We start from the raw sequence: 23,278 nt of genomic DNA on the forward strand, positions 1-23,278 counted from the left end.
GTCCCCCGGCCCGGGGGGAGGCGTTCCCTGCGGACCCTGCCCGGGTGCGCCAGTTCCGTCGCTCACGCGCCCCCTCGCTTCGCTCGATGATCGCTTCGCGAAACGCGCCCCTCGGCGCTTCGCTCGCTCATGCGCCCAGATCGTAGGGCATGCCCGCGGCAACCGGTCCGCCTGGTGACCGTTCCGTATCGAAACCAGGACGCCGGGGCCCGGAATCAAGGCGCCGGGAGCCCGGAATCAGGGCGCCGGGAGCCCGGATCCGAGGCGCCCCAAGGCCACGACCCGCCCCCTCCCGGCACCCCCGGTCATCGCTCCGACACACCGCGCCGTACTACATGTGGGGTCGCATCAGAGAGACACCACTAGATGTATGCTCAATCCTGCTGTCGATGCAGGGGAACCCGGTGCGAATCCGGGACTGCCCCGCAGCGGTGAGCGGGCGGCTCCAGTAGCCGCCCCGCGAGTCCGAGTACCTGCCGACGGTGTGCGCACGGGCCCTCCCGCAGAGGCCGCGCCAGCACGAGAACTACCTTCCGGGCCTCGCGGGCGGGCCGGGGACGCCACCGTCGCGCGACGCTTCCTGCGTACGTGCCGTGCTCCCCTGCCCCGAACGGCCCGGTACCCCCGATCACCGCCGCCGATCGCCGCCAGGAGAGAGCGCCTTGACCACCGCTGCCTCAGCCACCCTGCCCGCCCAGGGCACCGGCCCCGCCCCCACCGACCCGACGGTCTCCGACCCCGGCGGCGCGCTCCTTCGGCTGCTCACCGACCGCAGCGTCGATCTCCCCCAGGTGGACCCCGGCCATGTCGCCGCCGCCGCGCTGCGCGGCCGCCACGCCGGCTCGGACTTCGCCGAGCTGCGCGGGCTGGCCGTGGACGCCGCCGCGTCGATGATCGCCGAGGACCCCCAGTACTCGAAGCTGGCCGCCCGGCTGCTCGCCCTGGAGATCGTCGACGAGGCGAACAGCCAGGGCTCGCGCTCCTTCGCCGCCTCGATCGCCGTCGGCCACGCCGAGGGCCTGATCGGCGACACCACCGCCGCCTTCGTCACCAAGCACGCCGCCGCCCTGGACGCGCTGATCGACGCGCACGGCGACGACCGCTTCGAGTACTTCGGCCTGCGCACCGTGCAGTCCCGCTACCTGCTGCGCCACCCGATCACCCGCAAGGTCATCGAGACCCCGCAGCACTTCCTGCTCCGCGTCGCCTGCGGCCTGGCGGTCGGCGACAGCGAGCAGTCGGTGCGGGAGGTCGCCGAGCTGTACGGCCTGATGAGCCGGCTGGAGTACCTGACCTCCTCGCCGACCCTGTTCAACTCCGGCACCCGGCACCCGCAGATGTCGAGCTGCTACCTGCTCGACTCCCCGCTGGACAACCTGGACTCGATCTACAACCGCTACGCGCAGATCGCCCGGCTGTCCAAGCACGCCGGCGGCATCGGCCTGTCCTACTCGCGCATCCGCTCGCGCGGCAGCCTGATCCGCGGCACCAACGGCAAGTCCAACGGCATCGTCCCGTTCCTGCGCACCCTCGACTCCTCGGTCGCCGCCGTCAACCAGGGCGGCCGCCGCAAGGGCGCGGCCTGCGTCTACCTGGAGACCTGGCACGCCGACGTCGAGGAGTTCCTGGAGCTCCGCGACAACACCGGCGAGGAGGCGCGGCGCACCCACAACCTCAACCTGGCTCACTGGATCCCGGACGAGTTCATGCGCCGGGTCAACGCCAACGAGGACTGGTCGCTGTTCTCCCCCGCCGACGTGCCCGAGCTCGTCGACCTGTGGGGCTCCGACTTCGACGAGGCCTACCGCAAGGCCGAGCTGGCCGGCAAGGCCGTGCGCACCATCCCCGCGCAGACCCTGTACGCCCGGATGATGCGCACCCTGGCGCAGACCGGCAACGGCTGGATGACCTTCAAGGACGCCTCCAACCGCGCCGCCAACCAGACCGCGCTGCCCGGCCGCACGGTGCACTCCTCGAACCTGTGCACCGAGATCCTGGAGGTCACGGACGACTCCGAGACCGCCGTCTGCAACCTCGGCTCGGTCAACCTCGGCGCCCACGTCGCCCCGGGGGCCTCCGTCGACGACCTGCTCGGCGCCATGGACTGGGAGCGCCTCGACGCCACCGTCCGCACCGCCGTGACGTTCCTCGACCGCGTGGTGGACATCAACTTCTACCCGACCACCGAGGCCGGCACCTCCAACTCCCGCTGGCGCCCGGTCGGCCTCGGCGTGATGGGCCTCCAGGACGTCTTCTTCAAGCTGCGGATCGACTTCGACTCCGCCGAGGCCGCGCGACTGTCCACCCTCATCGCCGAGCGCATCATGCTCACCGCGTACGAGCGCTCCGCCGACCTGGCCGAGCAGCTGGGCCGCCACGAGGCCTACGGCGAGACCCGCGCCGCCCGCGGCGAGCTGCACATCGACCACTTCCCGACGGCCGCCCCGCAGTGGGCCGACCGCTGGACCGCGCTGCGCGCCCGCATCGCCGAGACCGGCCTGCGCAACTCGCTGCTGCTGGCCATCGCGCCGACCGCGACCATCGCGTCCATCGCCGGCGTCTACGAGTGCATCGAGCCGCAGGTCTCCAACCTGTTCAAGCGCGAGACGCTGTCCGGCGAGTTCCTCCAGGTCAACCCGTACCTGGTGCGCGAGCTCAAGGAGCTCGGCGTCTGGGACCAGCAGACCCGCGACGCCCTGCGCGAGGCCAACGGCTCCGTCCAGGAGCTGGGCTGGCTGCCCGCCGAGGTCCGCTCGCTCTACCGCACCGCCTGGGAGCTGCCCCAGCGCGCGCTGATCGACCTGGCCGCGGCCCGCATGCCGTACCTCGACCAGAGCCAGTCGCTGAACCTGTTCATGGCGGCGCCGACCATCGGCAAGCTCAGCTCGATGTACGCCTACGCGTGGAAGGTCGGTCTCAAGACCACCTACTACCTGCGCTCGCGCCCGGCGACCCGGATCGCCCAGGCCGCCTCCGGTACCGCCCGCGCCGCCGCGCCCGCGTCCTCGTCCGCGCCCGTGCCCGTGAACACCCCGACCCTCACCCCGGAGGAGGAGGCCGCGCTGGCCTGCTCCCTGGAGAACCCCGAGTCCTGCGAGGCCTGCCAGTGAGCACCCCCGACCGCGAGAAGATGCTGCTCGACCCCGGCTTCGAGCTGACCCTGCGCCCGATGCGCTACCCGTCGTTCTACGACCGGTACCGGGACGCGATCAAGAACACCTGGACCGTCGAGGAGGTGGACCTGCACTCCGACGTCGCCGACCTGGCCAAGCTCAGCGAGGGCGAGCGCCACCTCATCGGCCGCCTGGTCGCCTTCTTCGCCACCGGGGACTCGATCGTCTCCAACAACGTGGTGCTGAGCCTCTACAAGCACATCAACTCCCCGGAGGCGCGGCTGTACCTGTCGCGCCAGCTCTTCGAGGAGGCCGTGCACGTCCAGTTCTACCTGACGCTGCTCGACACCTACCTGCCCGACCCCGAGGACCGCGCGGCGGCCTTCGACGCGGTGGAGAACATCCCCTCCATCCGCCAGAAGGCGCAGTTCTGCTTCAAGTACATGAACGCCGTCGACCACATCGACTCGCTCCAGACCAAGGAGGACCGCCGCGCGTTCCTCCTGAACCTGATCTGCTTCGCGGCGTGCGTCGAGGGCCTGTTCTTCTACGGCGCGTTCGCGTACGTGTACTGGTTCCGCTCGCGCGGCCTGCTGCACGGTCTGGCCACCGGCACCAACTGGGTGTTCCGCGACGAGTCCATGCACATGGACTTCGCGATGTCGGTCGTCGACACGGTCCGCGAGGAGGAGCCCGACCTCTTCGACGACGAGATGGCCAAGCAGGTCACGGAGATGCTGGAAGAGGCCGTCGAGGCCGAGCTCCAGTTCGCCCAGGACCTGTGCGGCGACGGCCTCGCCGGCATGAACACCGACTCCATGCGCCAGTACCTGGAGGCCGTGGCCGACCAGCGCCTCGCCCGCCTCGGCCTGCCGATCCGCTACGGGTCGACGAACCCGTTCGGGTTCATGGAGCTCCAGAACGTCCAGGAGCTGACCAACTTCTTCGAGCGCCGTGTGTCGGCGTACCAGGTCGCCGTCGAGGGCTCCGTCGCCTTCGACGACGACTTCTAAACCGCTCAGACACACCAGAGGTGCCCCGCCCGGCTCACCGCCGCGCGGGGCACCTCTGGTGTTTCCCCCATCGGCGGGTTACTGGTCAGCGAACTCGTCACCAACGCCATCCAGCACGCCCGAGCCCCGCGCGACCGGCTGATCTTCGTCCGCTACCACCTCGCCCCGGACGACACCCTCCGCATCGAGGTGTACGACGCCGACAGCGAGAAGCCCGCATTCCGCCCCGCTTCCACCTCCTCCGAGACCGGCCGAGGCCTGCTCCTCGTCCAGGAGCTCGCCACCCAGTGGGGCTGCTGCCCCGCGCCGGCGGCATCGGCAAGCTCATCTGGTGCCACGTCTCCGCCGCCGCGACCGCCGCATGACCGCCGTACGTCCCGAGATCACGGGCATCATGTTCCCCGCCCCGTTCCCCAGCCTCGACCACGCGCTCCCCGTCCTCTGGGAACACGTCCGAACGCTCCCGATCCGCGCGGCCCACCGGGATTTCATCCGCCTCTGCATCGGCCCCGGCGGCGGCAACGGCGTCGCCCGCTGCCTCACCCGGGGCAGCAGTTGGAGCACCACCCTCTACATCGGCGAGATGACCGACTGGACCGCCCACCCCATCACCACCCACCAACCCTGAACTCCCTCGCCCCCGAACGGCGTTCGCACCGATCGGGGGCGGCCACAACCCACCCGACCGATTTCCCGTTCTGGAAAGATCGAGTCCTTGACCCTGCACCCCGGGAGTCGGGAACATCGAACGAGACGCCAAGGGGAGGAACAGCCATGAAGCTGACCGAACTGGACAGCTCCTGCGACAACGGGCCCTGCCCGACGATCTACGCCACCGACACCGGGGAACTGGTCGTCCAGGGCTTCCGGGTGGACGACCCGGAAGCCCTGGCCACGATGCAGTTGCCGGACACCGAAACAGCCGTACGTATCCCGATCGACCTCCTGGTGAGGGTTGCCCGTGACCATCTCTCCTGACGCCTTCGGCGCACTCTTCGACGGCTTCCAGCGGGAAGCGTTCCGGCTGGAGACGCTGGACGACTACAGCAAGTCCGGCAGCGTCGACGCCTATCAGGCCTTCTTGGCCGGGGAACCTCAGCCCGCCGACTACAACGCCGCCTGGCTGACGCAGGTCCGGCGGAACACCACTGCCGGCCGCAGGATGTACCGCGTTCACATCCTGACCCGGCCGCTCACCCCGTATCTCCAATTCGAACTGGGCTGGGGCTACCGGACGAACACCACCGCTGGTGAAGAGTTCTTCATCCTCGACATCACGGAGAAGCCAAACCCCATCGAAGGCGTTCCCGACTTCTGGTTGTTCGACGAGTCCACGACCGTTTCGATGACCTACGACAACGAGGGCGGTTTCCTCGGTGCAGAGGATGAGCCCAACGTGAAGAAGTGGATTCACTGGCGAGATGCGGCGCTGAGTCACGCCGAACCGTTCACGGGCTGGTGGGAGCGGTACGGAAGCAGGTGAAAGGCAGTATCGGTAGCACGCTGCGGGAGCTGCGAAAGGCCAGCGGGAAAGAGGCCAAAGCAGTAGCCCGCAGCGCTGCCATGTCCGCGTCCAAGCTGAGCCGTATCGAGACGGGGAAGATCGCTCCGACGGCCATGGATGTTGACCGCATCCTCACGGCGATCGGGGTATCCGATGAAGTCCGAGCCGGACTGGTCGAGACGGCCCGGAGAGAAGCCACAGAGGCTACAGCATGGCGCCTGTACCGCCGCAGCGGCTTCCACTTGCACCAGGACGCCATCCGCGCCGTAGAAGCCGAAACGGTCGTTCAACGGATCTTCCAGCCGTCCTGCATCCCTGGCCTGTGCCAAACGCCGGAGTACGTCCGGGCAATCCTCAGCACAAAGGGCCTGACCGAGGAAGTGCTTTCCCGGACCATCGGTGCCCGAATCCAGCGCCAAGCCGTACTTTTCGAGTCCGCCAAGTCATTTCGCTACCTGATCACCGAATCGGTACTGCGCTGGCGACTTATCTCCCCACCCGAAATGGCCGTCCAGCTGGACCGACTTATCGCTCTTTCTCGCCTCCCGAACGTCTGGATCGGCGTAGTACCGCTCTCAGCTCACATGACGGAAGCACCATCCTCATCATTCGCCATCTACGACAACCGGATGGTGATCGTGGAGATCCCTCATGCGGAGATCACCACCAGCGAGCCGAAAGATGTGGAGCTATACCTGGAGCGGTTTGGCCGATTCGAACTGAAAGCTCTTGCTGGAGACGCCATGCGACATCTGGCTGGGACCGTCCGGGACGAGTTCTTGCGGGATCAGGAAAGTGCGCGGGAATAACCCCAACGCCCCGGTAATTTGGTGACTCGCCGAAATGATTCGAGAGCCACAGGAGCGCTCCATGCCCACTGACGGTTTCGCACAGCCGACCGGCACCACACGCCGCCGTACGCACGCGGAACTCATGGAGCGGATCGACAACAATCCGGTCCGGAAGGACCTGACGACCGGGTGTCTGGTCGAAATCGTGGGCGCCCAGGACGGCCGGGCGCTGGTCCGGCCGCTGTTCGATCCGGACGCCAAGTCGCGCCAGGTACCGGCCGACCAGCTCACCACCCGCATCAGCCTGTGGGGCTGAACTCCCCCTCGTTCTCCCGCCCAAGTCCTGGGCGGGGCGGGGCCGTTCCGTGCTGCCCCGAAGCGATACCGGAAGGTGCAGGCGATGACTGAGCGCAACCTGTACGGACTCGACCTCTCCCAGGTCGAGTTCAACCGTGCGTGCGGCGGCAACCAGGGCGGGGGCGACGACGGCGAGTCGTGCGTGACCCTCGGCCTGGTCGAGCACGGCGTCTTCGCCCTCGGCGACAGCAAGCGTCCCGACCGCGAACCGTTGCTGTTCACCGCCGAGGAGTTGACCGAGGCCGGAATCGACCCGGCGCGGTTCGGCCTGTCCGTCTGAAGTCCCCTGACAGCCCCGGCCGCCCGCAGTCCCGTGCGGGCGGCCGGGGCTTCAACGTCTCCGAGGAGAAGCACAGTTGCACTTCCACGGCTACGAGTGGACCGGTGACGGCCGGCTGTTGGCGAAGGAGCCGGAGCGTCGCCCGATCGAGGCCGCACGGTTCGGCCTCTCGGAATTCCCGCCGATGATGACCGGCTGGTGGCTACTGCGCCCGGCCGCCCAGGTGCGGGGCACCTGGGAGACGGCGGCAGGCGCAGCCAACTGGCTTGCGGAACGGTACGAGGAACACACTCCTGGCGGCGACCCCCAACTTCCCTTGGAGGCACGGCGACTCCGCGCGGTTGAGCAGTTGGAGGGCGCCTCGGACGTCGTCTGGTCCCGCTGGGTGTCCGACAGCCGCTGGTCGGGCCACTACGTGGTCGTGTGCCCCAACCGGATCTGGCCGGACATCCCGTGCCCGATCCGACCCGCTGCCCGGCCGTCAGCCTGATGAGCGATCGCCGGCCAGGCCAGTCACCCGACGTCCAGGTCCTTGATGACCGCCTCAGCGGTGCGGCACTCCGCACAGATCGGCATGCTCCTTGGCCCTTCTCGCTGTCTCAGGCCCAGGTGGAGCCACAAGAGGCGCAGCCCCAACGGCCCTCCATCGTCTGGTACATGGCGCCCGACCCGCACACGACGAAGGAGCGGCTGCCAACCGGTCGCGTGTGGGCGTCGAGCTGCTGGTCGTGGCGCTCCTCGACTCTAACCAGGCCCTGGTGACGTCCGATCCCAGTTTGCATCGAAGCGGGCTTTCTCCGCCTCGATCAGTGGCCGGACCACCTCGTCAACGGATCGGTGAGAGATCTCGGCGAACTCGTGGAGCCAGTCGACGAGGTCGGCGGGTAGGTGGAGGGTGATGCGGCGTGTGGCGGGAAGTTCAGGCATTGGGCTCTCTTGTGAGGGCTGTGTAGGTTGCAGGGCCATAGCAACGCCTGGTCAACCTTTGCTGAGACGGACAAGCCGGTCAATCTTCGCCGGGAAGGAACACCAGCTCAGGACTCTCGTGACGGCTCCGGTACCGGCCAGGCCTGCGGGGGAAGACACTGATGCCGGTCCCGCCTGCACGAGACTTCCGGAGGAATGGTGAGCGCAGGGTCCCTGCACGGCCACCACGACCACCAGCAACCGATCCCGCGGACCCAGGCCTCAACGTTCCTTCACCGTCTCGGGGCCAGTGAGCGACCACATCGAGGACCCGGACGACCCGATCGCCCTGTCCCGGCCGCGACGCTGATGGTCCCCGCCCGGCGTTCGCACCGGGCGGGGACAGGGCGATCGACCGGTCACACCTCCGCGACCGCTTCCAGCGGGCTGAGGGCGGCGGCCCGGCGGGCGGGGACGGCGGCGGCGAGGACGCCGATCGTGAGGGACGCCAGGCAGACGAGCGCGAGCGTGCCCCCGGGCAGCACCAGCGCGTACTGCTTGACCGCGCCGCCCGCCAGCGCCCCGACCGCCCAGGCGCCGAACAGCCCGCCCGCCAGGCCGAGCAGGGTGCCGAACGCCGCGACCGTCACGGCCTCCAGGCGGATCATGCGACGGATGCCCGCGCGATCCATGCCGATGGCGCGCAGGGCGCCGATCTCACGCGTCCGTTCGGTGACGGACATGGCCAGGGTGTTGACGATGCCGAGCGCGGCGATCACGACGCCGATGCCGAGCAGCCCGTACATCAGCGTCAGCAGGTCGCCCATCGTCCCCGCCGCCTCCCGCACCAGCTCGGCCCGGTCCTGCACCTTCAGCAGCGGGTTGTTGCCGACGGCGGCCCGCAGCCCGTCCCCGGACAAGCCGTCGCCCCGGACCAGGATCCGCTGGACGGAGCCGGGCTTGAAGCCGTTCTTCTGCACCTCGCCCCGGGCGCCGACCGCGTCGTGGGCGGTGGGGTTGTCCTGGTAGACACCCACCACGGTGTACTTGGTGAACTCCCCGCTCCGGCCCATCCGCGCGTTGACCTGGCCGCCCGTGCTCACCCCGGTCTCCCGGGCGACGCTGCTGGAGACGGCGATCCGGCCGGGCCCGAGGTCCTGCACGGAACCGCTCACGAAGTCGAGCTTCACGGCCTGTTCAACAGAGACGGGGTCGATGCCGGAGATCTCACGGACCTTGCCGCCGATGACCACCGTGGAGTCCGCGACCGCGCTCGCGCCGCGCACCCCCGCAAGACCGGCCACCCGCTGCACGGCCGCCGGGTCGATGCCGGTCATGGTGTCGCCGGTGCTGATCACGTAGTCGGCGGCGAGGCCGTCCGCCGTCTGCCGGTCGAGGGCCTGTCCGGTGGAGCTGCCGATGGTGGCGAGCCCGCTGACCAGCGCCGTGCTGATCAGCAGCGTGGCGGCGGTCGCCGCCGTGCGCCGGGGGTCGCGCAGCGCGTTCTGCCGGGCCAGCAGGCCGACGACGCCGAACCGCCGGGTGAGGCGGCCCGTCAGCCGGATCACCGGGACGGCGAGCGTCGGTGCCAGCACGATCAGGGCGACGACCAGGAGCCCGCAACCCGCCATCGCACTCCGCAGATTCGCCTCGGAGGCGTCCTTCGCCGCACCCGCGAGCGCGACCAGCCAGCCGACGCCGAGGACGAGCAGCCCCACCCCCACGATCGGACGCAGCCGCGAGCGCCCGCCCGGCTGCGCGGCCGCCGCCCGCAGCGCCTCGATCGGCGCGATCCGCGCCGCCCTGCGCGACGGCAGCCAGGCGGCCGACACCGTCACGCCGACCCCGACGAACAGGGCTGCCGCCACCGGCCGGGGCCCGATGACCAACGGCCCCTCCGGCAGCCGGCCGCCCTCGCCACTCAACAGCCCGGGCAGCACGGCCGCGATGCCGAGCCCGAGGACGAACCCCACCACCGACGCGACGACCCCGACCAGCACCGCCTCGGCCAGCAGCGAGCGCACCACCTGGCGCCGGGTCGCGCCGACCGCCCGCAGCAGGGCGATCTCCCGGGTGCGCCGGGCGACGAGCATGGTGAAGGTGTTGACCACGAGGAACGAGCCGATGAACAGCGACACCCCGGCGAAGACCATCGGCAGCTTCTGGTAGCCCCGGGTCAACGTGCCGACGTAGACGGCTTGTTGGTTCGCCTGCGCCTGTCCGGTGGTGACTTCGGCCCGGCCGGGCGGCAGGACGGCGGCGATCCGCTCCGCCAGCTCGTACTGGCCGGCGCCCGGCCCGGCGGAGACCTCAAGGCTGGTGTAGTGCCCGGGAGTTGCGAACAGCCGCTGCGCGGTGGCCCGGTCGAACAGGGTGAGCGTACCGCCGGCCGTGACCCGGGTGTCCGTGGTGGTCACGATGCCGACCAGCCGCGCGGTGAGGGCCGGGCCGTCCGTGGCGAGCGTGACCGGGTCGCCCACCCGGTACCGGCCCGCCGCCGCGGTACCCCGGTCGACGGCGATCTCGTCGGCACCGGCCGGAGCACGCCCCTCGACCACGGGGTAGCGGGCGTCCTCGCCGTCGCGCCCCGGGACGTAGGCGTCCGCGAGGTTCGTCCCCCGCTTGACCCGCAGCGGCCTGCCGTCGGCCGCGTTCAACGTGGCGCTCCCCTCGACCGACGACCGTACCGCCGCGACGCCGGGCACGTCCGCGATCCGGCGCGCCAACTCGTCCGTCAACACGTTCGGCTGGTCGGGGGCGGCAGGGGACTCCTTCGCGGTGACGCTGACCGCGATGTCGGCGAAGGTGCGGGACGCGGCCGCCCGGTGGGCGGCGGCGGTCGAGTCCGCGAAGACGAGGGTGCCGGAGGCGAAGGCGACGCCGAGGCAGACCGCGAGGACGGTCATGAGCAGCCGGGCCTTGTGCGCCAGGACGTTGCGCAGGGCTGTGGTCAGCATGATCAGCTTTCGAGAGTCGGGGGGTGCGGGTCAGCCCGCGAAGGACTTCATGACGTCCAGCACCCGGTCCGGCGTCGGGTGCGCCATCTCGTCGACCAGCCGCCCGTCGGCCAGGAACACCACCCGGTCCGCGTACCCGGCGGCCACCGGGTCGTGGGTCACCATGACCACCGTCTGCCCCAGTTCCCTGACGGAGTCCCGCAGGAAGCCGAGCACCTCGGCCCCGGACTGCGAGTCGAGGTTGCCGGTCGGCTCGTCGCCGAACACGATCGAGGGCCGCGCGACCAGCGCCCGGGCGACCGCGACGCGCTGCTGCTGCCCGCCGGACAGCTCGGCCGGCCGGTGGTCGAGGCGCCGGGAGAGCCCGACCATCGACACCACGCGGTCCAGCCACTGCCGGTCCGGCGTCCGCCCGGCCAACGACAGCGGGAGCGTGATGTTCTCCAGCGCGGTCAGGGTGGGCAGCAGGTTGAACGCCTGGAAGATGAAGCCGACCCGGTCCCGCCGCAGCCGGGTGAGCTCCCGGTCGCCCAGGCTGCCCAGTTCCGTCGTGCCGATCCGCACCGACCCCGACGTGGGGGTGTCGAGCCCGGCCGCGCAGTGCATCAGGGTGGACTTGCCGCAGCCGGACGGGCCCATGATCGCGGTGAACTCGCCCTCCCGGAAGGCCACGCTGACCCGGTCCAGGGCGGTGACCCTGGTGTCACCGTGGCCGTAGGTCTTCGTCAGGTCGACGACGGCGGCCGCGACCCCGGGGGTCGCGTGCAGGGCAAGGCGGTTGGCGATCACGGGAGGGGCTCCTGTCCGAGGTGCGAGTCGGTGCACTTCGAAGGGTGTCCGGAGCACGTATCAGGCCCCTGCGCCGCCGTGTATCGACGACCGCTCCGCTCGGCTGCAGTCCGGTAGCAACCGAGGCGGTCAGCCCGGCAGCCGCAGAGTCGCCACCGCGCCGCCGTCCTCCGCGTTGTCGAGGCGCAGCTCCGCGCCGAGCAGCCGGGCCTGCCCCAACGCGATGGTCAGCCCCAGTCCGTGGCCCGTGCCGCGCTCGGCGGCGCCGGTGTGGAAGCGCCGCGGGCCGTGGCGCAGCAGGTCCGGCGGGAAGCCGGGGCCGCGGTCGCGCACGACGACCGTACGGTCCTGGACGGTGACCAGGACGGGGGCGGCCCCGTGCCGGTGCGCGTTGACGACGAGGTTGCCGACGATCCGCTCCAGCCGCCGCGGATCGGTCTCCACCGTCAGCTCCGCCGCCACGGCGATCTCGGCCTCGTACCCGGTGCGCAGCGCGGCCTCCCGGACGACGGCCGCGAGCGGCACCCGGGCCCGCGCCACCTCCTCCGCCCCGGCGTCCAGCCGCGAGATCTCCAGCAGGTCCTCGACCAGATCGCGCAGGTCCCGCACCCGCGCCCGGATCAGGTCCTCGGTCTCGCCCGCCGGCAGCAGGTCGACGGCGGCCAGCAGTCCGCCGACCGGCGTGCGCAGCTCGTGCGCCACGTCCGCGGTGAACTGCCGTTCGGAGCGCAGTCGTCGGCCGAGGCTGTCGGCCATCAGGTCCACCGTCGCCGCGATGTCGGCGACTTCGTCGCCGCCCTTGGTGGGCCCGGTCCGGGCGTCGAGGTCCCCGGCGGAGATCCGGCCGGCCGTCTCGGCGACCCGCCGCAGCCGGCGGGCGAGCAGCCCGGCCCCGTAGACCGCGGCCGGTGTGGCCGCGGCGAGCGCGACCAGCGAGGCCACCGCCATCGCCACGTCCAGACGGGGCAGGTCGGAGAGCTGCGGTGCCAGGTTGACCCGGATGGCGAGGACGGGGCTGCCGGGCCCGCCGGTGCGCTGGGCGGCCCAGTAGCTCGGGCCCGAGTTCCCTTCGGCGTGCCCGTCGTAGGCCGTGTGCCGTTCGCCGTCGACCGGGTGGCGCAGGGCGGCGGGCAGGTCGACGGGGTCGAGTTCGGCGCCGTCCGCCAGCGATCCGGTGCGCCGGTAGACGTCCATGGCCGAGTAGACGGCGTTGAAGGCCTGCGCCTCGGCCCGGCTGCGGATGTCGTGCGCCGTCCACAGGTGCACCAGCACTCCGACCGCCGCCGCGACGAGGCAGGCGGTGGCGGCGGCCAGCGCGGCGATCTTCCAGCGCAGGGGGGCGCGGGCCGGCCGGGGAATCGTGTGCACCGCTCTCAGCGCCTGAGCTTGTAGCCGAAGCCGCGGACCGTCTCGATCCGCTCCCGGCCGAGCTTGCGGCGCAGCCGCTGCACGCACAGGTCCACGACCCGGCTGTCGCCGTCCCAGCCGTACTCCCAGACGTTGCGCAGCAGGGTGTGCCGCTCCAGCACGACGCCGGGGTGGGCGGCGAACTCCAGCAGCAGCTTCAGCTCGGTCGGGGTCAGCGCCACCGGCGCCCCGCCGACGGACACCTCCATTCCGGCGGTGTCGACGGTGAGGTCCCCGAACACCAGGACGTCCCCGTCGGCGGCTCCGGGCGAGGGCGCCGGGGCGGGTGGCGCGTACGTCGCCCGCCGCAGCAGCGAGCGGATGCGCGCCACCAGCACGTACGTGTCCACGGGCTTGACCACGTAGTCGTCCGCCCCGGCCTCCAGGCCGGCGACGACGTCGAGGCCGTCGCCGCGCGCGGACATCATCAGGACGGGCACCAGGCTGGTCTCCCGGACCCTGCGGCACAGGCCGATCCCGTCCAGGCCGGGCAGCATCACGTCCAGGATCAGCAGGTCGAACTGCTCGTCCCGGAACAGTTCCAGCGCCGTGAGGCCGTCCGCCGCGGCGCTCATCCCGTAGCCGTAGCGTTCCAGCGCGACGGTGAAGGAGCGGCGCATCAGCTCGTCGTCCTCGACCAGCAGCACGCGGACGGGGTGCGGGGGCGGCGCGGGCGAGGACACGGGCGAACGGCTCCTGCTCGGACGGCTGCGGGCGGTGGGCGGTGGGCGGTGGGCGGTGGGCGGCGACGCACGGTGGGCGGTGGCAAACGGCAGCGGCGGACAAGGGCACGATACGGCAGATACCGGACGCATCGGCCTCCTCGCCCGCATCGACGGCCGGCCGAGCGCTCCCTGATACCCGGCGGATACAAACCCGCCGACGAACCCCCCGCCGCACCCGCCACCGGTCACCCCTTGACCGACCCGGCGGTCAGGCCCTGGGCCAGGTAGCGCTGGAGGAACTGGTAGACGACGATCACCGGCAGCGAGGTCACCAGCGCCCCGGCCGCGAACAGCCCGTAGTTCTGGTCCTGTTGGCCGGAGATGATCCCGTAGAGGCCGACCGCGACGGTCTTGGAGTCGTTCGAGGTCAGGAAGATGTTCGCCAGGATCACGTCGTTGAGCGCGGCGGTCAGCGACAGGATCGAGATCACCACCAGCATCGGCGCGGCGAGCGGCAGGATCAGCCGGAAGAAGATCTGCGCGTGCCCGGCGCCGTCCACCTTGGCGGCCTCGTCGATCTCGCGCGGGATGGTGTCCAGGTAGCCCTTCATCAGCCAGGTGTTCACTCCCATCGCGCCGCCGAGGTAGACCAGCACCAGGCCCCATGGGGTGTCCAGGCCGATCGCCGGCAGGACGTCCCCGATCTTGGCGAACATCAGGTAGAGCGAGATCACCGCGAGGAACTGCGGGAACATCTGCACCAGGAAGACCGCCATCAGCCCGATCCGCCGGCCCCGGAAGCGGAACCGCGAGAAGGCGTACGCGGCCAGCACCCCGAGCAGCACGTTCAGCACCGCGAAGGTGCCGCAGACCAGCGCCGTGTTCCCCAGCCACCGGGCGAAGGGGTACTGCCCGCTGGTGAACAGCGCGGTGAAGTTGGCGAGCGAGGCGTGCCGGGGCAGCAGCGTGGACGACTGGAGCGTGCCGAGCGGGTTCAGCGCCGCGGACAGCACGAACAGCAGCGGGAACAGCGCGAAGCAGACGGCGAGCACGGCGATCAGGTGCCGCCAGCCGAAGCGGCGCAGCCAGCGGGCGGCAGTGGAGACGGCAGGGGCGGGGGCAGGGGCGGGGGCGGGGGCAGGGGCGGGGGCAGAGGCGGGGGCAGGGGCAGGGGCAGGGGTGGCGGTCATGCGTTCAGCTCCTCCAGGGCGCGGGTGCGACGGAAGCCCACCAGCGTGATCAGCCCGACCAGCAGGAAGATGACGATGGACAGCGCGGCGGCGAAGCCGTACTGCGCGCCCTGCCCGCCGAAGGCCAGCCGGTAGGTGTAGCTGATCAGGATGTCGGTGGATCCGGCCGTGCCGCCCGCGCCGTCGAACGGCCCGCCGCCGGTGAGCAGTTGGATCGCGTTGAAGTTGTTGAAGTTGAAGGCGAAGGACGAGATCAGCACCGGCGCGGCGGCGACCAGCAGCAGCGGGAAGGTGACCGCCCGGAACGCCGTCCACGGCCCGGCGCCGTCGATCCGGGCGGCCTCGTTGAGTTCGGCGGGCATCGCCTGCAGCACGCCCGTACAGATCAGCAGCATGTTGGGGAACCCGAGCCAGAGGCTGGTGAGCACCACCGCGAACCGGGCGTTCCAGGCGTCGCCCAGCCAGTCGACCCTGGCGTGCAGCAGTTGGTTGAGCAGCCCGAAGTCCCGGTTGTACATGCTCTGCCAGATCAGGATGCCGATGAACGCGGGCATCGCGTACGGCAGCAGCATCAGCGAGCGGTAGACCCGCTGCCCGCGCAGCCGCGGGTGGTGCAGGGTGAGCGCCAGGCCGAGGCCGAGGGCGAAGGACGCGCCGGTGGAGAGCAGGGCGAAGCCGAAGGTCCAGGCGAGGACGCCGAGGAAGGGCCCGCGGATGGCGGGGCTGGTGAGCACGGCGGTGAAGTTGGCGAAGCCGACGGTGCGGTGCCAGCCGGTGGGCAGGGTCCGCCCGGAGCCGTCGGCGGCGGTGAACCGGCCGTCCCGGGGTTGGTAGACGGTGTGGTCGCGGGTGTCGGTCAGGGTGTCGGCCTGCCGGTCGTACACCAGGGTGGGCCGTGCCGCGGTGGCCATCGAGAGGCCCTGGCTGACGATGAACCCGCCGTCCACCGGCACCCGGAGGTCCGTCAGCTCGCCGGACCGGCCGTTGACCTGGCCGAAGGTGAGCAGCTTCAGCCCGGGCGCGGCCTTCACCCGGCCGTCCGGCCCGGTCACCGTCCCGGCGGGGGCGGGGGCCAGGCCGCGCGCGGTGCCGACCGAGACCTGCCCGGTGTCCGGGTCGGTGAGCAGCAGCACCAGCGGGCCGCCGTCCGGGCCGGTGGCGATGGTGAGCGCGTACGAGGGGCTGCCGGGGGCGGGCTCGACGGAGTGCTCGACGAGGCTGCGCACCGCCTGGTCCTTGGTGAGCAGGTGGCCGTCGCCGTAGTCGGTGAAGGAGACCGCGACGATGTACAGCACGGGGTAGGCCACGAAGGCCAGGAAGAGCGCGGTGGCGGGCAGCAGGTACTTGGCGGGCAGCCGGCGCGGCGACAGGTAGATCCAGAACGTCGCGCCGACGGCCGCGGCCAGTACGCCGAGCGCGGCCCACTGCCCGTCGTCGTACAGCCTGGGCGCCGCGTAGAGGGCGAGGGCGGCGACGCCGGCCAGCAGGGCGATCTTCACCAGCTGCGCGGTGGCGGCGCCCGCCCGGCGGGGCGGGCGGGCGGGAGGGCGGTCCGGGGCGCCGGCGGATCGGTCGGCCGGGCGCCTGCTGTCCTGAAGGGTGGGGGAGGTCATGGGTGGTCCCTGGTCCGGAGGGCGCCCGGCGGTGGTGGCCGTCCGGGTGTCGGCGCGCGTGCCGGGGGGCTCGGCACGCGAGGGCCCGGCGGGCGGGCCCGACGGGTGTTCAGTGCGCGGAGCCGAGGGCGGTGCGGATCGCGTCGCCGGCCTGCCGCATGGTCGCGGCCGGGTCGGCACCGGCCACGATGCTGGCCTCGGCCTGGCCGAGCGGCCCCCAGATCGCGTTCATCGCGGGGATCGTCGGCAGCGGCTGGCCGCCCGCCCCGGCCGCCGCGAGGGAGCCGATGTCCGGGTCGTTCGCGGACGCCTCGGCGAGTGCGGAGGTCAGCGCGGGCGGCTCCGGCGAGGCCTGGTAGAGCGCCAGCTGGCCCTCCTCGGCGCCGATCTCGCGCAGCAGGAACTCCTGGGCCAGCGGCAGGTTCCTGGCCTTGGCGGAGAGGTAGAAGCTCTGCACCCCGATGAACGGGCGGGCCGGGCCCTTGCCCGCCCACCCGGGCACGGCCGAGATCGCGTAGGGCACCCCGGCCTGCTTGAGCTGGCCGAGCGCCCACGGTCCGGCCACCAGGAACGGCGTCCTGCGCCCGGTGAACAGCGCGATGGCGTTGGTGTCCACCGAGCGGTTGAACAGCCCGGCGCCCTTCTCGCCGTACTGCTTGAACAGCTCGCCGGCGGCGATCGAGCCCGGGCCGCCGACGCCGAGGTCGGCGGTGTCGTAGCCGCCGTCCGCCTTGGCGCCGAACAGGTAGCCGCCGGCCGAGGTGAACAGCGGCTGCAGGGCGTACGCGTTGCCCTGCTGTCCGATCGGCAGGGCGAGCGGGACGTCGCTCTTCCCGGCCTTGACGGCGTCCTGCCCGGTGGCGGCCAGGTCCTCGAAGGTGCCGGGGGCGTCCGGCGCGAGCTCGGTGTTGCGGAACAGCACCAGGTTCTCGGTCGCGTACGGCAGCCCGTACGGCCGGCCGTCGTAGCTGACGGCCTCCATCGCGGCGGGCTGGAACTGGGCCTTCTGCGCCTGCGTCAGCGGCACGGGCGCGACGACGCCGTTCTGCACCAGGTTGCCCAGCCAGTCGGAGGCGCCGACCACCAGGTCCGGTCCCTTGCCCGCGTTGGTGGCCGAGACGTAGGCCTGCTGGGTGTTGACGGACTGCGGGGCGACGGTGACCTTGACCCCGTGCTCCTTGGCGAACCGGTCGGCGAGCGGCTGCAGGGCGGCGGCCTGCTGGGTCTGCGCCCAGATCACCAGGTCGCCCTCCGGGCCGGCGATCGGCGGGGCGGTCATCGAGTCCCCCGCCGGCGACCCGCTCCCGGACGGGGCGCCGGCGGGCGAGGTGCCGGCGGGCGAGGTGCCGCCGCAGGCCGTGACCAGCAGGGCGAGGACGCCGAGGGCGGCGTGTCTGCGGTAACGCATCGTCCGAGACTCCTTCGTCTGGGCTGGGAGGGATGGGAGGGACCGGAGCCCCGGGAAGGGCCGGGGCCCCGAGGAGGGGCGGCGGGTCAGATGCCGTCCACCGGCCGGTGCCAGCGGTCGACGGTGAGGTCGAGGCGGGTGTCGCGCTCGACCGTCAGCGGGTGCATCACCCGCAGGCCGTCCTCGTCGACGGCGTCCAGGCCCCACCCGCGCGAGATGCCGCCGTCGAAGCCGGTGCCGCGCGGGACGGCGATCCGGCCGCGGAAGCGCCCGGGGCCGTCGGGGCGGCAGGGCAGCGGGCCGAACATCACCGGCGCGTCGTCGGGGGTGCCGTCCGGGACGGTGACGACCACCTCCAGGACGGGCCGCGCGGGCAGTTCGGGCGCCACCTCGATCTCGGAGTGCGCGGCCAGCCCGTGCGCCCGGACGGTCAGCGCGGTGCGCCCGGTGGCCAGCGGGCGCAGCAGCCCGTGCGGCGAGACGGCCGCGACCTCGGGCCGCTCCACCCGGTATTCGGCCTCCAGGGCGGTGTACCGCACGCCGTCGGCCCGGACGGCGACCGGGTTGACGGCGCTCCAGGTCTCGCCGGGGGCGAGCCGCAGCCGCTCGGCGGCGCTGAGCGAGACGACCGGCGAGGGGTCGCCGAAGAGGTGCAGCAGCGCGTGCCGGGAACGGGGTCGCCAGGCGTCCTCGTGGTGCGGCGCGGCCGGGTCCTCGTAGTAGAGGAGGTCCGCGCCGGAGGTGTAGCCGGCCTCGTCGAGCAGTTGGACGGCCAGCTCGCGGGCGGGCCTGGCCATGATCAGGCCCTCCCGGCCGCCGATGTCCAGCCAGAGCCGGCGCGGGCCGCGTCGCCGGTAGCGCTCGTGGACCACCTTCTCGCCGAGGTCGGCCGGGTCGACGTGGGTGAGGAACGGCGAGAGGACGGCGGCCAGGCCGAAGACCTCGGGGCGGCGGAAGGCCATGTGGTAGGCGACCAGGCCGCCCATCGAGGAGCCCATCACCGCGGTGTGCTCGGGCCCGGTCCTGGTCCGGTAGCGGGCGTCGACGAACGGCTTGACCTCGTCGGCGAGGAACGCCTCGTAGCGGTGCCCCTTGAGCGGGGTGCCGGGCGTGCGCCAGTACTCGGCGACGTGCGAGTACTCGGTGCCGCGCTCGACGCCGGCGTTGGGCACGCCGACCGCGATCAGCTCGGGGATCAGGCCCTCGGCGTACAGCTGCTCCAGCGTCCGGTCCAGCGCCCAGGTGGGTCGCTGCCCCTGGTCGAAGACCTGCTGGCCGTCCTGGAGGTAGAGCACGGGGTAGTCGGCGCCCGGGTCGTCGTCGTAGCCGGGCGGCAGGTGGACGAGCAACTCGCGCTCGTTGCCGAGCAGTTCGGAGCGGAAGCCGGGGATGCGCTCGATCCGGCCGCGGCGCACGCCGGCCCCGGCAGTCCCCGTGGTGCGCACGGCGCTCATCGGGCCACCGACCAGACGTGCACGGCCGGGCCCCCGGCGGGCAGGTCGCGGCCGGGGACGAGCTGGGGCCCGCCGAGCAGGTGGGTGGCGTGCCACTCGCCGGCCACCGGCGGGTGGTCGGCCCGGCTGATCTGCACCAGGATCCGCTCCCGCTCGTCCTCGCGCTCGAACAGCAGGACGTCGCGCTCGGCGAGCAGCCAGCGCAGCCCGCCGCCGCTGAGCGCGCTGTGGCTGCGGCGCAGCCGGATCAGCTCGCGGTAGGTGCGGTAGGTGTGCTGGTCCCAGGCGGATTCGTCCCAGGGGAACGGCTTGCGGCCCTCCTCCAGGCCCTCGCCCTCGACGCCGACCTCGTCGCCGGAGAACACCATCGGGGTGCCGGGCAGGGTGAACAGCAGCGCCGCGCCCAGCAGTTGGCGCTCGGGGCCGGCGAAGCTGCGGAACCTGGCGGTGTCGTGCGAGTCCAGCAGAGTGAGGTTGTGCACCCGGCTGCGCCAGGGCAGGGCGGCGCCGAACGCCGTCATCACGGCCCGCACCTGGGCGCCGCCGTAGTCGGGGATCGGCCCGGGCACCGCCCAGAAGTCCTTCTGGTCGTGCCGCTCGGCGAGCCAGGACCACACCGGGCGGGTGAAGCCCGCGTAGCTCATGGTGCCCTGCCAGCCGTCGCCCTTGAGGGTGAGCGAGGCGTCGTGCTGGTGCTCGGCGAGCAGGACGGCGTCGGGGTTGGCGGCCCGGACGGTGGCCGCGGTGGTGGTGGCGACCCGCTGGTTGAGCTCCACCTCGCCGCGCCGGCCGGCCATCTGTGCCACGTCGACCCGCCAGCCGTCCAGGTGGAACGGCGCCTTGAGGTACTTGGCGATCACCGAGTCGGGGCCCTCGTAGAGGCGGCGGCGCAGTTCGGGCGAGCGGTGGTCGAAGGTCGGCAGGGTGCGCACGCCGAGGAAGGTGGCGTAGTCGTCCGGGCCGCCTTCGCCGAAGAAGTAGAAGCCGGCCTCGGGGCTGTGCGGGTCCTGCTGCGCGGCGCGGAACCAGTCGTGGTCGCTGCCGGAGTGGTTGAGCGTGATGTCGCCGATGACCTTGATGCCGCGCCGGTGGGCCTCGGCGGTGAGCGCGATGAGCGCCTCGTCGCCGCCGAGCGCGGGGTCGACGCGGTCGAAGGAGACGGCGTCGTAGCGGTGGTTGGAGCGGCCCTCGAAGAAGGGGGTGAGGTAGATGACGGTGGCGCCGAGGCGCTGGATGTGGTCGATCCTGCGGACCACGCCCCAGAGGTCGCCGCCGTACATCTGCTGGAGGGCGGCGGCGTCGCCGGTGTGCAGCGGGGTGTCCCAGTCGGCGGGGCGGGCCCAGGCGGCGAGCGGTGCGTCGCCGGCGCGGGCGTAGCGGTCCGGGAAGATCTGGTAGACCACGGCGTCGGCGGTCCAGGCGGGCGGGGCCGGGTGGGTGGTGAGGCGGAAGTCGGTGGCGTCGGGCAGGTCGTGGTCGTGCAGGCCGGCGGCGGTGAGCCAGCGCCCGCCGTCGGGGGTGTGCAGCCAGAACCGGTAGTTCATCTCCGGGTTGACCATCGCCAGGCGGGCCCGCCACCAGGTCGCGTCGGCGTCGGCGCGTTCGGGCACCGGTACGGCGGCCTCGAAGTGCGGCTCGCCGTCGGGGACGGAGCGCAGGAAGACCCGCTCCACCTCCTGTCCGGCCGGGATCCGGACCAGCAGGTCGACCTGCTGCCCGAGCCGGGGCGCGAGGTCGCCGACGTACCGCGCGGAGCCGTCGTGGTGCGGCTGGTGGCGGGCGGCGAGGCGGTGGCTGCTGGCCGTGTCCATGGAGCTCCTCGGTCGGGTGAACAGACTGATGGAAGGCGGCGTTCCGCTTACCGGGGCCGACGAGGGAACCGTAACGGCGATGAAACTGTTGCGCAATACGTTGCTAAGATTGTTTCACCAGCCTCGCTGGCCCACGGCCGGGGATTTGTAAGATGCAGGCTCGACCAGGTCGGGAGGACCAATTGAGCGGCCCGTCACTACGGGACATCGCCGCCCGGGCAGGCGTCAGCGCCGCCTCGGTGAGCAGGGTGATCAACGACCGGCCGGGCGTCTCCGACGACACCCGCCTCAAGGTCGCCGAGGCCATGCGCGAACTCGGCTGGCAGCCCGACCAGGGCTACGACCCGCACCAGGGCGCGCTGATCGGCATCGTCGTCCCCGAGCTCGACAACCCGGTCTTCCCGCTGCTCGCCTCCGCGATCGAGGTGCAGCTCGCCAAGCACGGCCTGACCGCCGTGGTCGGCACCTCCACCCGGCAGGGCACCGCCGAGCTGGGCTACATCGACGTCCTGCTCCGCAAGGGCGTGTCCGGACTGGTCCTGGTCTCCGGCCGGCACGCCAACCCGCACGCCGACCACGGCTTCTACCGGCTGCTGCACGAGCGCGGCATCCCGATGGTGCTGGTCAGCGGCAAGGTCGAGGGCCTGGCCGTGCCCACGGTCGCCACCGACGAGGCGATCGGCGCCCGGATCGCCGTCGCCCACCTGCGCGAACTCGGCCACCGCCGGATCGGCCTGGCCGGCGGCCAGGGCTACCTGCGCCCCTCCCTCAACCGGCTGGACGGCTACCGGCGGGCGATGCGCGAGCTGCTCGGCGAGGACGCCCCCGCCGACTGGTACGCCGAGTCCTCCTACTCGATCGCCGGCGGCGCCGCGGCCGCCCGCCAACTGCTCGACGCGGGCGTCACCGCGGTCATCGCCGGCAGCGACCTGATGGCCCTCGGCGTCGCCCAGGCCGCCCGCGAGGCGGGCCGCTCGGTGCCCGGCGACCTCTCCGTGGTCGGCTACGACGACTGCTACCTGGCCGCCCACAGCAACCCGCCGCTGACCACCATGCGCCAGCCGATCCAGGAGATGGGCGCGGCGGTCGCCGAGGCCCTGTGGCGCCAGCTGGAGGGACACGGCGGGCGGGCCCGGGACTACCTGTTCACGCCGGAGCTGGTCGCCCGCGAGTCCACCGGCCGGGCACCCGGCTGACGGGACGCGACCGGCAGGGCGCGACCGGCGGCGTCAGGAGCGGGAGCGTCACGTGCGGGAACGCCGAGGGCCGGGACGCCCGTCGCGCCCCGGCCCTCGGCGGTTCGTCAGTCGTTCGCCACGGTCGCGTACCGCGGGGTGCCCTCGGCCATCTGCTTCAGCGCGTCCTTGCGGTCCCGCTTCGACAGCTTGTCGATGTAGAGGGTGCCGAACAGGTGGTCGGTCTCGTGCTGCAGGCAGCGGGCGAAGAAGCCGGTGCCCTCGACCCGGATCGGCCGGCCGTCCTTGTCCACGCCGGTCACCGCCGCGTACTCCGGGCGGGGCAGCTCGGCGTACGCGCCCGGCACCGACAGGCAGCCCTCGTTGCTGTCGTCCAGCACCCGCCGGCGGTCCGCCGGGTACTCCTCCAGCGTCGGGTTGATCACGTGGCCGACGTGGCGCACGCCCTCGTCGTCCGGGCAGTCGTAGACGAAGACCTTCAGGTCCACGCCGATCTGATTGGCCGCCAGGCCCACGCCCTCGGCCGCGTACATCGACTGGAACATGTCGTCGATCAACGCGGACAGCTCACCGTCGAACGCGGTGACGTCCTTGACCTCGCGGTGCAGGACCGGGTTGCCCACCACGGTGATCGGGCGCGCGGTGCCCTTGGAGAGGTCCGGCTGCTCGCCGACCACCTTCAGCGGGGCCTCGTCGGCCGCCGACTCCTGGTCATGGTCGTGGTCGTGCTGGTGGTCCTGCTGCTCCGCCATCGCTGCTTATCCGCTTCCGCTTCCGAGAATGGTCCAGGTATTCGGCTCTCGCCGGGTACACCGCTCAAGGGT

20 protein-coding genes, 1 pseudogene and 1 riboswitch are annotated in these 23,278 nt (G+C 72.1%); of the genes and pseudogenes, 11 read left to right on the plus strand and 10 right to left on the minus strand.

Annotated features, from left to right (window positions below; genetic code table 11):
• Positions 1 to 353: 353 nt before the first annotated feature.
• Positions 354 to 496, plus strand: a riboswitch (cobalamin riboswitch).
• 166 nt (positions 497 to 662) lie between these two features.
• The 10 genes and pseudogenes from ACIO9K_RS19415 (at position 663) to ACIO9K_RS19460 (ending at position 7,548) form a co-directional block, all read left to right on the plus strand.
• The gene (locus ACIO9K_RS19415) at positions 663 to 3,110 is read left to right on the plus strand and encodes a ribonucleoside-diphosphate reductase subunit alpha (protein ID WP_400331315.1); all 2,448 of its coding nucleotides are present in this window, start codon (positions 663 to 665) and stop codon (positions 3,108 to 3,110) included.
• Complete coding sequence (locus ACIO9K_RS19420; RefSeq protein WP_363619348.1) at positions 3,107 to 4,126, plus strand: ribonucleotide-diphosphate reductase subunit beta; 1,020 nt, start codon at positions 3,107 to 3,109, stop codon at positions 4,124 to 4,126. The genes ACIO9K_RS19415 and ACIO9K_RS19420 overlap by 4 nt, the downstream gene beginning before the upstream one ends.
• Positions 4,127 to 4,207: 81 nt before the next feature.
• Positions 4,208 to 4,396: pseudogene (locus ACIO9K_RS19425) on the plus strand (ATP-binding protein); the annotation flags it as partial.
• 91 nt (positions 4,397 to 4,487) lie between these two features.
• Positions 4,488 to 4,754 (plus strand): hypothetical protein, encoded by a 267-nt coding sequence (locus ACIO9K_RS19430; protein WP_400331318.1) that lies wholly within the window; start codon positions 4,488 to 4,490, stop codon positions 4,752 to 4,754.
• A gap of 146 nt (positions 4,755 to 4,900) precedes the next feature.
• Positions 4,901 to 5,104 carry a hypothetical protein gene (locus ACIO9K_RS19435; RefSeq protein WP_400331321.1) on the plus strand — a complete coding sequence of 68 codons (204 nt, stop codon included), beginning with the start codon at positions 4,901 to 4,903 and terminating at the stop codon, positions 5,102 to 5,104.
• Complete coding sequence (locus ACIO9K_RS19440; protein WP_400331324.1) at positions 5,088 to 5,609, plus strand: DUF6879 family protein; 522 nt, start codon at positions 5,088 to 5,090, stop codon at positions 5,607 to 5,609. Before ACIO9K_RS19435 ends, ACIO9K_RS19440 begins: the two co-directional genes overlap by 17 nt.
• Entirely contained in the window at positions 5,606 to 6,439 is an 834-nt protein-coding gene (locus ACIO9K_RS19445) for a helix-turn-helix domain-containing protein (protein WP_400331327.1), read from the plus strand. The genes ACIO9K_RS19440 and ACIO9K_RS19445 overlap by 4 nt, the downstream gene beginning before the upstream one ends.
• A 61-nt stretch (positions 6,440 to 6,500) precedes the next feature.
• The gene (locus ACIO9K_RS19450) at positions 6,501 to 6,737 is read left to right on the plus strand and encodes a hypothetical protein (RefSeq protein WP_400331330.1); all 237 of its coding nucleotides are present in this window, start codon (positions 6,501 to 6,503) and stop codon (positions 6,735 to 6,737) included.
• A gap of 84 nt (positions 6,738 to 6,821) precedes the next feature.
• Entirely contained in the window at positions 6,822 to 7,058 is a 237-nt protein-coding gene (locus tag ACIO9K_RS19455) for a DUF397 domain-containing protein (protein ID WP_363586966.1), read from the plus strand.
• A 76-nt stretch (positions 7,059 to 7,134) separates the two neighbouring features.
• Positions 7,135 to 7,548 (plus strand): hypothetical protein, encoded by a 414-nt coding sequence (locus ACIO9K_RS19460; RefSeq protein ID WP_363619350.1) that lies wholly within the window; start codon positions 7,135 to 7,137, stop codon positions 7,546 to 7,548.
• A gap of 835 nt (positions 7,549 to 8,383) precedes the next feature.
• Here the strand turns inward: ACIO9K_RS19460 and ACIO9K_RS19465 are convergent.
• The 9 genes from ACIO9K_RS19465 to ACIO9K_RS19505 all read right to left on the minus strand — a co-directional run bounded on the left by ACIO9K_RS19465 (position 8,384) and on the right by ACIO9K_RS19505 (position 21,258).
• Positions 8,384 to 10,921 carry an ABC transporter permease gene (locus ACIO9K_RS19465; protein WP_400331334.1) on the minus strand — a complete coding sequence of 846 codons (2,538 nt, stop codon included), beginning with the start codon at positions 10,919 to 10,921 and terminating at the stop codon, positions 8,384 to 8,386.
• Between the two features lie 30 nt (positions 10,922 to 10,951).
• Positions 10,952 to 11,707: an ABC transporter ATP-binding protein gene (locus ACIO9K_RS19470; protein WP_400331381.1), complete on the minus strand. Its 756-nt coding sequence runs from the start codon at positions 11,705 to 11,707 to the stop codon at positions 10,952 to 10,954.
• A gap of 132 nt (positions 11,708 to 11,839) precedes the next feature.
• The gene (locus ACIO9K_RS19475) at positions 11,840 to 13,078 is read right to left on the minus strand and encodes a sensor histidine kinase (protein WP_400331337.1); all 1,239 of its coding nucleotides are present in this window, start codon (positions 13,076 to 13,078) and stop codon (positions 11,840 to 11,842) included.
• Positions 13,079 to 13,083: 5 nt separating this feature from the next.
• Positions 13,084 to 13,737, minus strand: a complete 654-nt coding sequence (cseB, locus tag ACIO9K_RS19480) for a two-component system response regulator CseB (protein ID WP_400331384.1) — start codon at positions 13,735 to 13,737, stop codon at positions 13,084 to 13,086.
• Positions 13,738 to 14,027: 290 nt separating this feature from the next.
• The gene (locus tag ACIO9K_RS19485; RefSeq protein WP_400331340.1) at positions 14,028 to 14,972 is read right to left on the minus strand and encodes a sugar ABC transporter permease; all 945 of its coding nucleotides are present in this window, start codon (positions 14,970 to 14,972) and stop codon (positions 14,028 to 14,030) included.
• Positions 14,969 to 16,585 carry an ABC transporter permease subunit gene (locus ACIO9K_RS19490; RefSeq protein ID WP_400331343.1) on the minus strand — a complete coding sequence of 539 codons (1,617 nt, stop codon included), beginning with the start codon at positions 16,583 to 16,585 and terminating at the stop codon, positions 14,969 to 14,971. Before ACIO9K_RS19490 ends, ACIO9K_RS19485 begins: the two co-directional genes overlap by 4 nt.
• Before the next feature lie 109 nt (positions 16,586 to 16,694).
• Entirely contained in the window at positions 16,695 to 17,993 is a 1,299-nt protein-coding gene (locus ACIO9K_RS19495) for an extracellular solute-binding protein (protein ID WP_400331346.1), read from the minus strand.
• Positions 17,994 to 18,079: 86 nt separating this feature from the next.
• A complete protein-coding gene (locus tag ACIO9K_RS19500; protein WP_363619357.1) occupies positions 18,080 to 19,447 on the minus strand; it encodes an alpha/beta hydrolase-fold protein in 1,368 nt (455 codons plus the stop codon).
• A complete protein-coding gene (locus ACIO9K_RS19505) occupies positions 19,444 to 21,258 on the minus strand; it encodes a glycoside hydrolase family 13 protein (RefSeq protein WP_363619358.1) in 1,815 nt (604 codons plus the stop codon). Before ACIO9K_RS19505 ends, ACIO9K_RS19500 begins: the two co-directional genes overlap by 4 nt.
• A 182-nt stretch (positions 21,259 to 21,440) precedes the next feature.
• Here ACIO9K_RS19505 and ACIO9K_RS19510 point away from each other — a divergent pair, with 182 nt between their 5' ends.
• Positions 21,441 to 22,454 (plus strand): LacI family DNA-binding transcriptional regulator, encoded by a 1,014-nt coding sequence (locus ACIO9K_RS19510; protein WP_400331351.1) that lies wholly within the window; start codon positions 21,441 to 21,443, stop codon positions 22,452 to 22,454.
• Positions 22,455 to 22,561: 107 nt separating this feature from the next.
• On the opposite strand, the gene def is transcribed toward ACIO9K_RS19510, so the two are convergent.
• Entirely contained in the window at positions 22,562 to 23,206 is a 645-nt protein-coding gene (def, locus tag ACIO9K_RS19515) for a peptide deformylase (protein ID WP_363628646.1), read from the minus strand.
• Positions 23,207 to 23,278: the final 72 nt, after the last annotated feature.

The organism is Kitasatospora sp. NPDC087271 (assembly GCF_044744605.1).
Lineage (GTDB): Bacteria > Actinomycetota > Actinomycetes > Streptomycetales > Streptomycetaceae > Kitasatospora.